This window comes from Lautropia mirabilis (assembly GCF_900637555.1).
In the GTDB taxonomy this organism is placed as follows: Bacteria; Pseudomonadota; Gammaproteobacteria; order Burkholderiales; family Burkholderiaceae_E; genus Lautropia; species Lautropia mirabilis.
In genome coordinates this window covers 2,380,382-2,395,153 of record NZ_LR134378.1, presented here as the reverse complement: position 1 = coordinate 2,395,153, position 14,772 = coordinate 2,380,382, and the positions used below count along the sequence as shown (strand labels likewise).

Annotated in this window: 6 protein-coding genes and 2 pseudogenes; 6 read left to right on the top strand and 2 right to left on the bottom strand. The window is 67.0% G+C overall.

From position 1 onward, the window contains the following. Positions 1-21: 21 nt before the first annotated feature. From recC to EL249_RS09725, 5 genes are all read left to right on the top strand, one after another. A complete protein-coding gene (gene recC, locus EL249_RS09745; RefSeq protein WP_005672769.1) occupies positions 22-3,894 on the top strand; it encodes an exodeoxyribonuclease V subunit gamma in 3,873 nt (1,290 codons plus the stop codon). 37 nt (positions 3,895-3,931) lie between these two features. Beyond that, the gene (locus EL249_RS13370) at positions 3,932-8,356 is read left to right on the top strand and encodes a UvrD-helicase domain-containing protein (RefSeq protein WP_232002009.1); all 4,425 of its coding nucleotides are present in this window, start codon (positions 3,932-3,934) and stop codon (positions 8,354-8,356) included. Beyond that, entirely contained in the window at positions 8,353-10,623 is a 2,271-nt protein-coding gene (recD, locus tag EL249_RS09735; RefSeq protein WP_232002008.1) for an exodeoxyribonuclease V subunit alpha, read from the top strand. Before EL249_RS13370 ends, recD begins: the two co-directional genes overlap by 4 nt. A 141-nt stretch (positions 10,624-10,764) precedes the next feature. Then, a complete protein-coding gene (locus tag EL249_RS09730; RefSeq protein WP_005672774.1) occupies positions 10,765-11,895 on the top strand; it encodes a glycosyltransferase family 2 protein in 1,131 nt (376 codons plus the stop codon). A 31-nt stretch (positions 11,896-11,926) separates the two neighbouring features. Beyond that, a complete protein-coding gene (locus EL249_RS09725; RefSeq protein WP_005672776.1) occupies positions 11,927-12,268 on the top strand; it encodes an EamA family transporter in 342 nt (113 codons plus the stop codon). 6 nt (positions 12,269-12,274) lie between these two features. Here the strand turns inward: EL249_RS09725 and EL249_RS13595 are convergent. Together EL249_RS13595 and EL249_RS13590 are read right to left on the bottom strand one after the other, a co-directional pair. Further along, positions 12,275-12,598, bottom strand: a pseudogene (locus EL249_RS13595) (MnmC family methyltransferase); the annotation flags it as partial. A gap of 210 nt (positions 12,599-12,808) precedes the next feature. Further along, a pseudogene (locus EL249_RS13590) lies at positions 12,809-13,000 on the bottom strand (FAD-dependent cmnm(5)s(2)U34 oxidoreductase); the annotation flags it as partial. Positions 13,001-13,300: 300 nt separating this feature from the next. Between EL249_RS13590 and EL249_RS09715 the strand changes: the two are divergent. Then, positions 13,301-14,725: a paraquat-inducible protein A gene (locus tag EL249_RS09715; RefSeq protein ID WP_083799451.1), complete on the top strand. Its 1,425-nt coding sequence runs from the start codon at positions 13,301-13,303 to the stop codon at positions 14,723-14,725. Positions 14,726-14,772 lie beyond the last annotated feature (47 nt).

The window sequence follows — 14,772 nt, the reverse complement described above, 5'->3', positions numbered from 1 at the left end:
CCTTGCCCCGTTCCTGTCAGCATGCCCCAGCCCGACATTGCTCCCGGTTTCATCGTCATTCACGGCAACCAGTCCGAGACGCTGCGCGACCTCATCTGCGACTGGATGCGGGCCCATCCGCTGGCTCCTCTGGAAAATGAAGTCATCCTGGTGCAGAGCAACGGTATCGCGCAGTGGCTCACGCTGTCGCTGGCGGCCGATCCGATGCCAGTCGATGCGGGGCGTCCCGCGTTCGACGGGCGCGGACTGGGCATTGCGGCCGCCATCGACCTGCAGCTGCCGTCCCGTTTCATCTGGCAGGCCTACCGGGCCGTTCTGGGCGAGGATCAGGTGCCGGAACGGTCTCCCTTTGGCAAGGATCTGCTGACCTGGCGACTGATGCGGCTGCTGCCCGCGCTGGTGGCGAGGCCGCAGACACAGGCAGTCTTCGAGCCGCTGCGACGTTTCCTGGAAGAGGATCCGCAGCTGCGCCGTCTGCATCAGCTGGCAGCCCAGCTGGCTGACCTGTTCGACCAGTATCAGGTCTACCGGGCCGACTGGCTGGAGGATTGGGCCCACGGGCACGATCGACTGCGGGATTCGCATGGGCTCGGTCGAGGCAACATCAAGACACCGAACGCCACGGAAACGCAGGCCCGGCCTTTGCCGGATCAGGCCGGCAAGCCCCTGCCGGAAGACGCGCGCTGGCAGCCGCTGCTCTGGCGGGAGCTGCTGGCCGATGTGGGCCCGGGGGCGGCCGGGGACAATCGCGCCACGATCCACCAGCGCTTCATCGACGCCTGCACGTCTCCCGATGCCGAACGGCCTGCCGGGCTGCCGCGCCGCGTGGTGGTCTTCGGGATCTCGGCCATGCCCCGCCAGGCGCTGGAGGTGCTGTCGGCCCTGGGACGCTGGTGCCAGGTGCTGATGTGCGTGCAGAACCCGTGCCGCCATTACTGGGGCGACATCGTGCCCGAGCGGGAGTGGCTGGCGGGCCTGCGCCGCCGGCACGCCCACCGCCCGGGCGTCGATCCGGCACTGTCCCACCTGGCTGCGCATGGCCAGCCGCTGCTGGCCGCCTGGGGGCGGCAGGGGCGGGATTTCATCGGTCTGCTGACCCAGTACGATGAGGAGCAGGGGGCGGCCGAGACGCGTCTGCTGGCCATTGACCGGCGGGCGGACATCTTCATCGATCATGAGCCGGCCGATACATTGCTTCTGCAGCTGCAGCAGGACATCCTCGATCTGGCGCCGCTGGCCGAGACGCGCAGCCGCTGGCCGGCGGTCGATCCCCGGCGTGACCGATCCATCCGCTTCCAGATCTGCCACAGTGCGCAGCGCGAGGTGGAGGTGCTCCATGACCAGCTGCTGGCCGCCTTCGCGGCAGATCCCACGCTGCAGCCGCGGGACGTCATCGTGATGGTGCCCGACATTGCCACCTATGCGCCGCACATCCAGGCGGTGTTCGGGCTGTATCCGCCGCAGGACCCACGCTTCATTCCGTTCTCGATGGCCGACCAGCAAAGCCGCAGCCACGAGCCGCTGCTGGCCGCCGTGGAGTTCCTGCTGGATCTGCCGCAAGCGCGCCTGTCGGTGTCCGAGGTGCTGGATCTGCTGGAGGTGTCGTCATTGCAGCAGCGTTTCGGCATCGAAGCCGAACAGTTGCCGCAGCTGCGCGGCTGGATCGAGAAGAGCGGCATCCGCTGGGGACTGAACCCTGCGCAGCGGCAGTCGCTGGAGCTGGATGAAGCCGTGGCGCAGAACAGCTGGTGGTTTGGACTGCAGCGCATGCTGCTGGGCTATGTGGCGGGCCATACCGGCACGTGGTCGGACATCGAGCCGCTGGACGAGATCAGTGGCCTGGACGGCGAGCTGCTGGGCAGGCTGCTGGCCCTGGTGCGGGCGCTGCAGGACACCTGGCAGGATGTACGTAATCCCGCCACGCCCCAGGAGTGGGGCGTGCGGCTACAGGCCATGCTGGACCGCTTCTTCGTGGCCGATGAGGGGCGCGAGGGCATCCTGCTGATGCGGCTTTCCGAGGCCTTGCAGCAATGGCTGGATGATTGTGCCGAGGCGCAGATGGACCTGCCGCTGCCCCTGTCGGTGGTGCGGGAGCACTGGCTGGCCAGCTTCGACGACGAGGGACTGGGACGGCGATTCTTTGCCGGCGCCGTCACCTTTGCCACGCTGATGCCGATGCGGGCGATTCCGTTCCGCCACGTGTGCCTGCTGGGCATGAACGACGGCGACTTTCCGCGTTCGCGCCAGCCGGCGGACTTTGACCTGATGGGCAACGATTATCGACCGGGTGACCGTTCACGCCGCGAGGATGATCGCTATCTGTTCCTGGAAGCACTGCTGTCGGCTCGTGAGCAGCTCTCCATCAGCTGGGTGGGGCGCAGTGTTCATGACGACTCACCGCGTCCGCCCTCGGTGCTGGTGGCGCAGTTGCGTGACCATATCGCCGCCGGGTGGCGGCTGAACGGGCGTGACGAGGAGACGGGTGCCGCACTGCTGGAGGCGCTGACGACACAGCACCGCCTGCAGCCCTTCAGTCGGGCGTATTTCGTGCGGGAGGGGGCTGCGGGTGCCATGCGGGCGGGGGACGACGATCTGTTCAGCTATTCGAACGAATGGCGAATGGCGCTGCAGCAGGCCGAGATGGGGCATGACGACCCTGCTTCAGAAGGGGCCAAGGTTGTAAGCGATATCGCGGAAAATGCGGTGAACGCCGCATCGGAATCCGGCTCTTCACGATGGCCGATGCTGCCGCCTGCCGAGTGGCCCGAGGAACTGACGCTGGAGGAGCTGACGCGCTTCCTGAAAAGACCGGTCGCGTACTTCTTTCGCAAGCGTCTGGACATCCACTGGCAGGACGAGGATGCGGTTGTGCCCGATCATGAGCCGTTCAGCCTGGATGGCTTGCAGCAATGGCAGCTGCAGGCCGATCTCATCGCGGCGCAGCAGCATCGGGTCGCGGTGACTCTGTCATCCCCGGGGGCTGAAACCCGTGAACCCGGTTCTACATCCGGTGTGCCGGAGGATCTTGCCGGAGTGCTGGCCGAGGAGCGTGCGGAGGCGCTGACGCGGTTTGCCCGTGCCGGCCAGCTGCCGGTGGGCGCCTTCGGCGAATTGATGCGCGAGAAGCTGGATGCGCCGATGGCAGAGATGTTCGAGACCTATCTGAAAGAGATCGGTCGCTGTCCGACCGTACTGCCGGATGAGGCGTTTCTGTGGTCGGAACAACCGTCCGTTTCGCCCCTGGTCGTTGGTACGCTGGATCAGCTGCGTGCCGGGTCGGAGGGCGAGCGCGTGCGGCTGCTGATCAGTGCCAGCAATCTGGTCAACAAGGGAAGCGGGAAGAAAGCGTCTTCCGACAAGGGGCAGAAGTCCTCATCCGGAGGGGGCAAGGAGAGCAGCTATCGCCACGACAAGCTGCTGGATTACTGGGTCCACCACGTTGCGGGTAATCTGTCAGGAAAGCCGCTTCGGACACGAATCATCGGCAAGGAAGGCAGCACGGTCGAACTGATGCCGCTGGATCGGGAGGCGGCGCTGACGTACTGGCAGGACCTGCTGCAGGCCTGGAACCTGGCCTGCCGTCGGCCGCTGCCACTGGCGGCCAAGACGGGGTTCGCGTGGATATTCGGTGGGTCGTCCGAGGATCCCGCCAAGCGCCAACAGGCGGCACAGGCAGCTTATGAGGGCAGCGAGAGCGGATTTGGAGGCGCGGGTGAATGCCAGCGGGATGAGTATCTGATGCGTGCCTATCCGGACTTTCAGGCCTTGGAGGAGGACGGCGAGTTTGCCCAGTGGACCGAGCGGCTGTTGCAGCCGCTGGCGGATGCCGTTGTCAGGAAGGGCGCAGCATCGGGCCATGAGGAATCCGCTGAAGGAGTTACCCATGGTGAATGAAGAGGGGCAGGGGATGACGGATACCGGAACAGCTGGAATGTCCGGTAGCGGACAGGGTGAGGGGCCTGAGGGCATGCAGACGGAGCAGCCCCGGCGAGTCGAGCCGCTGCATTTTCCGTTGTGGGGCAGCCGACTGATCGAGGCCAGTGCCGGCACCGGCAAGACCTACACGATCGCAGCCCTGTACCTGCGGCTGGTGCTGGGACATGGCGAGCGCGGCACCGTGGACCTTGACGCGGCGTATCCGCCCGACGTGGACATGGGGTTTCTCGAGGGTGCGAAACCGCCCCAGGAAACCACGGCGTTCCGTGAAGCGCTGACCCCGCCGAAGATCCTGGTGGTGACCTTCACCGAAGCGGCCACGCTGGAACTGCGGGACCGCATCCGGGCGCGGCTGGCCGAGGCTGCGGCATTCTTCCGGGCCAGCGCCGAAGCTGTCGAGGCGGAAACTTGTCTGGATGCCATGGAACCGGGGAGCGTTCCTGATCAGGATGTCGTTGGCGGGCAGCCCGCGCCGGATGCCGCCTCGGCCGGGGATGACCTTGCCGTACTGCCGAAGGCCGATCCTTTCCTGCAGGGTCTGCGTGATGCCTATCCGGCCTCCCAATGGTCCGAGCGGGCACATACCCTGCAGCTGGCAGCAGAGTGGATGGATGAATCGGCCATTTCCACCATCCATGGCTGGTGCAATCGCATGTTGCGTGAGCATGCCTTCGACAGCCGCGGGCTGTTCAACCAGACACTGAGCACCGACACGTCGGAGCTGCTGGCCGAGGCCTGTCGTGATTACTGGCGCAATTTCTGTCAGGGTCTGCCGCTGGAGGCTGCCCGAGTGCTTCAGGGCTGGTGGGCTGATCCGGATGCGCTGCAGAAGGAAGTGCAGAGCCTGCTGTCCGATCTGGACGCGTTGTCCGGTGAGGGACGCTCGCCGGCCGAGGCCATCGGCGAGGCACAGCAGCAGCGCAGAGAGCAGCTGCAGGCGCTGAAGGCCCCGTGGCGGGAGGGCTGGATCGACGAGCTGGGGGGCATGCTGGATGCCGGGCGGGAAAAGCCTGCCACCTCACGCAAGGGCAAGGGAGGGGCCGAGCCGGTGTCGGAAGCACGGCATGAGCGGGCATTTCCGATTGGCTGGCTCAATGGCAGCAAGGTGAAAACCACCATCCAGGCCCAGTGGTTGCAGCTGCTGCGTGACTGGGTGGACGATGCCGACATGGCAAAGCCCGGACTGTCCGAGACGGCCATGAATCGCCTGACGCCGGATGGCCTGCGCGACGCCTTCGGCAGGGGTGTCGATGCCCAGGATCCTGCGCTCGTGGCCATGCTGGAGCATCCGGCGCTGGCGGCGATGGCAGCCCTGCCAGGAAAGCTGGCGGCGCTGCCGGATGGGCGTCAGGCGACGCTGCTGCATGCCGCACGCTGGATCGAGGCGCGCTATCGCAGGGCACGTGATCAGAGAAGCGAGATGAGCTTCGATGACCTGCTGCGACAGCTGGCGCAGGCACTGGCATCAGAGGGTGGAGAGCGGCTGGCCGAACGGATCCGGACACAGTTTCCGGTGGCGATGATCGATGAATTCCAGGATACCGATCCGGTGCAGTACAGCATCTTCGACCGTGTCTATCGGGTGGAGAAGAACTGCCCGGAGCAGGCGCTGATCCTGATCGGCGACCCGAAGCAGGCCATCTATGCTTTCCGGGGGGCCGACATTCATACCTATCTGCGGGCGCGCGAGGCTACCCGAGGACGGCACTACACGCTGGACACCAATTTCCGCTCGTCGAAAGCCATGGTGGGTGCCGTCAACCATGTCTTTGAGGTGGCCGAGCAGCGCCCCGGGGGTGCATTCCGGTTCGGTGCCGTATCGGATGACGAGGACGGTGCAGGAGCAGCGGCGTCGCTGCCTTTCCTGGCGGTGAAGGCGCAAGGGCGCAAGGAAATCTGGCAGGACACGAAGTATCCGGGCGGGGCTGCACCGGCACTGGTTGCCTGGACGATGCCGGAAGATGCCGGAAACAGGTTGAATGCCAAGTCCGGCCACGTATCCAAGGGGGCCTATACCGCGCATTATGCCGAGGTCACGGCACGGGAGATCGCGCGCCTGCTGCAGGCGGGGGCTGATGGCCAGGCCGGTTTTGCCAGTCCGGTGCGTCTGGCTGAACAGCCCGGTCATGCGGGAGAGGGGGATTCGCGCCGTGTTTCTGGCGTGCGGCCGGCCGACATCGCCGTGCTGGTCAACAGCGGCCGGGAGGCCGATGCCGTCAGAAAGGCCCTGCGTGCCCAGGGCATCCGCAGTGTCTATCTGTCCGAGGATGAGTCGGTCTATGCCAGTCCGGTGGTGCCGCCACTGCTGCGCTGGCTGCAGGCGGCAGCCGAGCCTGCCAGTGGACGGCTGCTGCGTGCGGCATTGGGTACCGCCCTGTGCGGGCTGGATGCCCTGCAGCTGGAGCGGCTGGTGCATGACGAGCTGCACTGGGAGGCGCGGGTGGCGCAGTTCCAGCGCTACCGGGAGATCTGGCGCAGCCAGGGCGTGCTGCCGATGGTCCGTCACATGCTGCAGGATTTTGGCGTGGTGCCCCGCTTGCTGGCGCAGGGGGGGGAGCGGCAGCTGACCGATCTGCTGCATCTGAGCGAGCTGCTGCAGCAGGCATCCACCCGGCTGGAAGGCGAGCACGCCCTGGTGCGTTATCTGCAGGAGCAGCGGGATGCCCCCGAAGGCGAGCGTGAGGCGCGCCGTCAGCGGCTGGAAAGCGACGATGCCCGGGTGCGCGTGGTGACGGTGCACAAGTCCAAGGGACTGGAGTATCCGCTGGTGTTCTTGCCGTTCTTCTGCGCTGTGCGCCCGGTGGAGGCGAAGGATGCGCTGCTGCGCTGGCATGATGCCGATGGTCAGCTCCGACTGGTGCCGGGCAGGAGCGCGGATGACGAGACCGTGGCCGCAGCCGATGCGGAACGGCTGGGAGAGGACCTGCGAAAACTGTATGTGGCGCTGACGCGGGCACGTCATGCCACCTGGGTGGGCCTGGGGGCTCTGGAGAATCTGCACCGCAGTGCGGCAGGTCATCTGCTGGGGCTGAGTGGCGAAAGTGGCGATGGCCATCGGCTGTTTGCTGCCCTGCAGGAGCAGGTTGAGCAGTGGCGTGAGGGCATCGCACCGGGTGTGCTGGCGGTGGAGGAAGCGTCGTTGCCGGCAGATGGGCACGGTGATGGGGACATGGCACAGGCAGCCTTGTGGAGCCCCTCTGAGCGGACATCCGGGCGGGGGGCGGTCGCGTGGAAGACGCCGCCGATGCTGCCTGGCCAGTCATGGCCGCGATGGTGGATCGCCAGCTATTCGGCGCTGGAGGTGGAAGATGTTGCAACGACGCTTTCCGAATCCGACTCACCATCCGACCGGCGCGTGCATGAGACGGTTGCCGTGCATGGGGACGCGGAGCGTGCGAAGCCGGTGACCGGTGATGGATGGGAGCCGGGACGGAACGTGGATGAAAGCGATGCGCCTTATGGCGATTCGGCGCTGACCGATACCTGGGCCGAGCAGCGCGCAGCCGATGCCGTGTGGCAGCGGCACCTGGTGCAGGCGGCTGAAGCTTCTGCGCTGGCGGTGGTTGATTCTGAACAGGGCAAGGGGGGGCTCGGCAGCAGCGTGCATGATTTTGCGCGGGGGCCCCAGGCCGGTACCTTCCTGCATGGTTTGCTGGAATGGGCCGGACGCCAGGGCTTTGCCGCGCTGGCAAAGGATCCGGCACGCCTGGCCGAGCAGGTGCGCTGGCGCTTGCAGCGCATGCCGGACTGGCAACCCTGGCAGTCGCTGTTGACCGACTGGCTGGTGCGTCTGCTGACGCAGCCCCTGCCGCTGGATGCGGGGGGCAGGGATCGGATCCAGGGCAACGTGGAAGAGGCGTTGGTGGGTGCCGGGCCCGTGCCGTTAGGCGGCACCTCCTCGTTCACGCTGGCCGGCCTGCGGCAGTATCAGGTGGAGATGAGCTTCATGCTGGCGGTGCAGGACATCGACCTGCCGGCGCTGGATGCCTGGGTGCGCCAGCACACGTTCAGTGGCGCGGCGCGCCCCCCGTTACTGCCGGGGCAGCTCAACGGCATGCTGAAGGGCTTCATCGACCTGGTGTTCGAGCATGAGGGGCGTTTCCATGTGCTGGACTACAAGTCGAACTGGCTGGGGGCTTCGGATGAGGCTTATCGCGGCGAGACCATGCAGGCCGCGGTGCTGGCCCACCGCTACGAGCTGCAGTATCTGTTCTACCTGCTGGCACTGCATCGGCTGCTGAAGGTGCGACTGCCGGACTACGATTACGACCGCCATGTGGGAGGGGCGCTCTATCTGTTCCTGCGTGGCAGCGGTGCGCTGTCACGGGGCGTGTTCGCGGCCCGGCCGAACCGGGCGGTGATCGAGGCGCTGGATGCAGCCTTTGCGGGGCAGCGGCCGCTGGGAGCAGACAAGCCATGACGAGAGGCGCAATGACACGGCGAGGCCGAAAACCGGTGAAGGACGAGCTGACGGGGGACCTGTTTGCTTCGTTGCCGGAGACAGGGGGGGAGCCGGAAGTCGTGCTGCCCACGGACGTGGCCGGCATGCTGGCGCTTCTGGCACGCTGGCATGAGGAGGGCTGGCTGCGGCGTATCGATCTGGAGCTGGCGCATTTTCTGGCAGAGGGAGCGGAACCGTCCCCGGCGTTGCCGCCGGTGCTGCTGGCGGCGGCGCTGTGCAGCTGGCAGCTGGGACGAGGCCATGTCTGTCTGGATCTGCGGGCGGTGCTGGAGCAGCCGATGCCGGTGCTGTCGATTCCGATAGGCCCCTGGCTGCAGACGTTGACGCTGGCGGACTGGCAGGCAGCCTGTGTGGCGTGCCCATCACTGGTGGCGCAGCCGTCGGCCATGGGGCCAGCGGATGAGATGTCCGCAGATGGGGCCCGGACGACGCCACTGGTGCTGGTCCAGCAGCGCCTGTACCTGCGGCGTTTCTGGCAGTACGAGCAGGACGTCCAGCAAGGCATCCGGCAGCGGCTGATGCTGCCGGGTCTGTCCGAGGAAGAAGAGCCTCGCCTGCAGGAGGCGCTGGTGGTGCTGTTTGGCGGACCAGGCAGTGCCGGGGCAGAGCATGCGGTAAACGTAGCCAGTTCGGCGCACGCGGCCGGGACGCAGGCTGCGGGAGCGGTCGGGGATGCGGCGGCAGAGCCCGGGCGCAGGCCGGACTGGCAGCGGATTGCCTGTGCGCTGGCGGCACGGCGGCGCTTCGGGCTGATCACCGGGGGGCCGGGCACAGGCAAGACGACGACGGTGATCCGGCTGCTGGCCCTGTTGCAATGGCTGGCGCTGGCCGGGCAGGGACAGTTCCTGCGTATCGGGCTGGCGGCGCCCACCGGCAAGGCGGCGGCACGACTGGGCAGCTCGATCAGCAGCGCCATTGACCGGCTGCCGCTGCAGGACGTGCCCCAGGGCGAGGCGATCCGGGCGGCCATTCCGCGGTCCGTCTCGACACTGCACCGGCTGCTGGGCAGCCGGCCGGGCACGCGGCATTTCCGGCATGACGCGCGCAATCCGCTGCCGCTGGACGTGCTGGTGATCGACGAGGCCTCGATGATCGACCTGGAAATGATGGCGCAGGTGATGCATGCGCTGCCACCCAGGGCACGGCTCATCCTGCTGGGGGACAAGGACCAGCTGGCGTCGGTGGAGGCAGGCGCCATTCTGGGTGAGCTGTGTGCCCATGCCCGCGAGGGACGCTACTGGCCGGAGACGGCCGACTGGGTGGCCCGGGTGGTGCAGGAGCCCATCGACTGCGGGCTGCAGGCTGACGGGGCAGAAGATGGCACGTTGCTGGACCAGAGCGTCGGCATGCTGCGTCACAGCCATCGCTTCGGGGCGGACAGCGGCATCGGCCGTCTGGCAGCCCTGGTCAACGATGGCGAGGTGGCCCGGGTGCAGCGCCTGTGGGACGAGGTTCGGACAGGGTGTGCGTCGGGCCAGGTGCCCGATATCGCCCGGATCGAGGTGGACGCCGAGCGTTGGGATGCGTTGCGGCAATTGGTGGTTCATGGCCGGCTGGATGGGGTGCCTGCCGACGCGGGGCCGGTGGGGTACGCGCATTACCTGCGGTGGATGCACCGGAACCGTCCGGCGGACGAGGCCGGGCAGGACAGCTTCGATGAATGGGCGGCCGGGGTGCTGCAGGCCCATGGGCGCTTCCAGCTGCTGTGTGCGCTGCGCCAGGGAAGCTGGGGGGTGGAGCGGCTGAACCGGCAGATTGCGCTCTGGCTGCAGTCGGCGGGCTTGCTGGCGGCCAGCGAGGGGTGGTACGCGGGGCGGCCGGTGATCGTCACCCGCAATGACTACGAGCTGGGGCTGATGAATGGTGACGTGGGCATTGCGCTGGCGGCTCAGGGCGGCCGGTTGCGGGTGGCGTTCCCGGCCGAGGGAGGCAGCCGTGGCATTCGCTGGGTGCTGCCCAGCCGGTTGCAGGCGGCCGAGACGGTGTTTGCCATGACGGTGCACAAGGCGCAGGGCTCGGAGTTCGACCACGCCGCGCTGGCGATGCCGGCCGAGCTGTCGCCGGTGCTGACCCGTGAACTGGTCTATACGGCCATCACGCGGGCACGGCGCTTCTTCACGCTGGTGGGGCCCGACGGGCTGGACCGCATTCTGGGGCAGGCCATCCGGAGCCGGGTGCTGCGGGCCAGTGGCCTGATGGCGGGGGCGCTGCAGGCGAAGGACTGAGGCTGCACGGCCCGGTGCCGGTACAAGCGCCCGGGTGTGGTGTCCCGACGGTCCGGGCGAGGGGCGTGATGGTGGATCCGCCCGGCCCTGTAGAATAGCCAGCTGTCCTTCTCCGGCTTCGTCCAGGCGACACGAGCATTCATGGCAAGCATCGCGGTCATCATTCCCTGTTACAAGGTCAAGGCCCATATCCTGGAAGTCCTGCAGCGCATCGGCCCCGAGGTCAGGCGGGTCTATGTGGTGGATGACTGCTGTCCGGAGGGGTCCGGCGACCTGGTGGAGCAGGAATGCACCGACAGCCGGGTCCGGGTGGTCCGCCATCAGATCAACCAGGGCGTGGGGGGCGCGGTGATGACCGGCTACCGGGTGGCGCTGGATGACGGCATGGACATCATGGTCAAGATCGACGGTGACGGCCAGATGGCGCCCGAGCTGTTGCCGGACTTCGTGGCGCCGATCCTGGCCGGTGAAGCCGACTACACCAAGGGCAACCGCTTCTTTGATCTGGAGCAGGTCAGCCAGATGCCCACCGTCCGCCTGCTGGGCAATGCGGTGCTGTCGTTCTTCAACAAGATCTCGTCGGGCTACTGGAACCTGTTCGATCCCACCAACGGCTACACGGCCATCCACCGCGATGTGGCGGCCTGCCTGCCGTTCGGACGCATCAGCCGACGCTATTTCTTCGAGTCGGACATGCTGTTCCGGCTCAACACGCTGCGGGCGGTGGTGGTGGACATCCCGATGCACGCCTCCTACGGGGACGAGGTGAGCAACCTGCGGATCTCCAAGGTGGTGGGCGAGTTCTTCTTCAAGCACGTGCGCAACACCTTCAAGCGCATCTTCTACAACTACTATCTGCGGGACCTGTCGCTGGCCTCGCTGCAGCTGCCCATGGGCATGTTGCTGCTGATCTTCGGGGTACTGTTCGGCCTGTACAAGTGGAACGAGGCCAGCAGCCTGGGCGTGACGGCAACGCCGGGTACCGTCATGCTGTCGGCCCTGCCGGTGCTGGTGGGCATCGAGCTGATCCTGGCCTTCATCGGCCAGGACGTGCAGTCGGTGCCGCAGCGGCCGTTCCTGCGCACGTCGCGCACGCTGGAGCGATTCAAGAACCCGTCGGCCTCGGTGACGCGGGTGATCGAGGCACGCCGGATGGGAACGCACACGCAGATCATGCGGGGCGAGACGGTGACCAGCTCGCCTGCCGGCACCGAGTCGGCCGCGCAGGCCGCCGGGAACGAATCGGACGAATCACGGGCGCAGCGTTCATGACACGCGCCAGGGCATCAAGGGAGAACAACCGGTGTTGACCTATTTCTGGGCGCTGATGTGCGTCTTCGGCATGGCTGCAGGCCAGATCCTCTTCAAGCTGGCCGCCAATTCGCTGGCCGAGACCGGATCCTTCCTGGTACCGCGCACGGCCACGTTGCTGTTCACCGCGCTGGCGCTGTACGGGCTCATCACCATTGCCTGGATCTGGGTGCTGCAGAAGGCGGAGCTGGGCAAGGTCTATCCGATGATGGCGCTGGCCTTCGTGCTGGTGCCGCTGGCCAGTCACTGGCTGTTCGGCGAGCGCTTCACGCCCCAGTACTTCATCGGCATCGTGCTGATCATGGGCGGCATCGTGGTGGCCGTGCGCTCCTGATATCGGCTACGGTGTGTCGGGCCATTCCCCGGCCAGGCAGTGGCGCTTGGGGGGCAGGCCGGGGCGCCTGTGCAGCCGGAAGCCGGCCTGGGTGAGTGCATCGCGCACGCTGCGGGCCACGCACCAGGTGGCGATGCGGGTGCCCGGGCGGCAGTGGCGGGCCACGGCCTGCATGGTGCGGACATCCCACATGGCAGGGTTCTTCTTCGGGTCGAATCCGTCCAGGAACACGCTGTCGGCGCCAAGACTGCCATGCCGGGCGTGCCAGCCCTCCAGCCGGGTGGCAGCGTCTCCCAGCAGCAGCTGCAGTTCGACCGTTCCCTGGGGATCGTCAAAGCGCAGGGTCAGGCAGGTCGGCTCTTTCCAGCCATGCGTGGTGGAGGGATCCGGCAAACCGGATGTCTGCGGTCGGGGCGTCCTTTCCGGGGTCGCGCGGCCCTCAGCGGATGTCTCCGATTCGGCATCGGTGTGACAGGGAGGCGCGTCGTCGGCGTTTCCCGAGTACCATGCGGCCAGTGTTGTGGCATCCGGCCAGGCGTCAGCCAGGCGCTTGGCCAGCGGCTGCAGGCATGGATCTCCGGCGCCGGCACGGCGGATGTCGTGGGCGCTGACCGGGTGCGCCTCGGTGCTGACGAAGCGCAGCGTGGCCGGGCGTGCCGGACTGGCCTGCCAGCAGGCCCAGGCCGACAGGAAGTTCAGCCCCAGGCCGAAGCCGGTTTCCAGGATGCTCCAGCAGGCGGGGCCGGAAGGTGCCGTGGTGGTGTCGGCATTCCTGTCATTGTCCAGGCACGGGGTGCCTCCCGACGTGCCACACTCCAGGTCGTTTCCGGCCGTCTCCGGGGAACGGCACGACCACGCGTCGGGCAGCCCGCAGCCACCCAGGAAGACGTGTTCGGCCTGGGCGCGGGCGCCACTTTGCGTGTGGTAGCGATCCCCGTAGCGGGGACTGAAGGGCTGGCCGTCCTGCCAGGCGACCGGGGTGCTGCTGGTGGCATCAGGTATCGTTTCCGGGGTCATGAGGTTATTCTAGTGATGCGCGAAGTCCATGGTCTGACGGCCTGTCCGATGTGCGACACCCTGCACAGGCGTGTGCACCTCAAGGACGGGCAGCGTGCGCGGTGCCGGGTGTGTGGTTCGGAGCTGGCCAGGTCATCACGCCTCAATCGGGCGCGGATGATTCCGCTGGTGCTTACCTGCCTGCTGCTCTTCGTGATGGCCAACGTCTTTCCCATCGTGGCCATCGAGCTGCAGGGCACGGTCCACCAGCTGACGCTCGTGGGTGCGGTGATGACGCTGCTGCAGTCCGGGATGTTCGCGGTGGCGCTGATGGTGTTCGTGCCCACGCTCTTCCTGCCGGGGCTGTATCTGCTGACGCTCCTGTTCGTGCTGTGGCTGACCGGGCGCGACGATGTGCCGGCCGGCGTGCAGAACCGGCTGGTGCGGATGATGCAGCAGGTGTATCCGTGGAGCATGGTGGAGGTGTTCCTGCTGGGGGTGCTGGTGGCCATCATCAAGCTGTCGTCGATGGCCAGCATCATCGCCGGTCCGGCACTGTGGGCCTGGATGGGCACGACCATCACGCTCACGGTGGTTCTCACGTTCCGGCTGCGGCGGCTCATCCGGCGCACCCACATGCCGGTGGGCGAGGTGCGGCTGCAGGATGACCAGGTGGTGTATGCCGGCCAGCCGCCGGTGCTGGAAGAGGCTGACGGGGAGTGGAAGACGGCGGTGGGCAGGCATCGCGACGCACATGACGGTGCGTTGCTGACGGCAGCGGAGTCGGCCCGGTTCTGCGGGCGTAGGCTGGGGATGATCTCCTGCCGGCATTGCGACACGGTCTGGGCCGAAGCCCGGGAAGGCGAGCGTTGCCGGCACTGTGACGCGCGGCTGCACCGGCGCAAGCCGGGGGGGCTGGGCGTGACCTGGGCGCTGCTGATCACGGCGATGATCCTGTATGTGCCGGCCAACCTGCTGCCGGTGATGACCACCAGCACGCTGTTCGGTACCGATGATTCGACGATCCTGTCCGGGGTGATCTACTTCTGGCAGGATGGGGAATGGGCGCTGGCGGCCATCATCTTCATTGCCAGCTTCCTGATCCCGCTCTTCAAGCTGGTGGCCCTGATCCTGCTGACGCTGCTGGTGCAGTTCCGCAGCCTGTGGCGGCTGCAGGAGCGCACCCATCTCTATGACATCGTGGAATGGGTGGGGCGCTGGTCGATGCTGGACGTGTTCGTGGTGGCGGTGACCAGCTCACTGGTGCAGATGCCGGGCGTGGCAGTGGTCAAGGCTGGTCCGGGCATTGCCGCCTTCGGGGCGGTGGTGGTGCTGACGATGCTGGCCACGATGAGTTTCGATGCGCGACGGGCCTGGGACGCGCGTTTCCGGCCCGGGCTGCTGCACGGCCGCAGGCGCAGGCGTGCGAATCCGGGCGTGGTTTCGGGGCGTGCGGGATAGATGGAGCAATCGGTGCCGGCCTTGGGCTGGCGCCATGGTGTGGACAA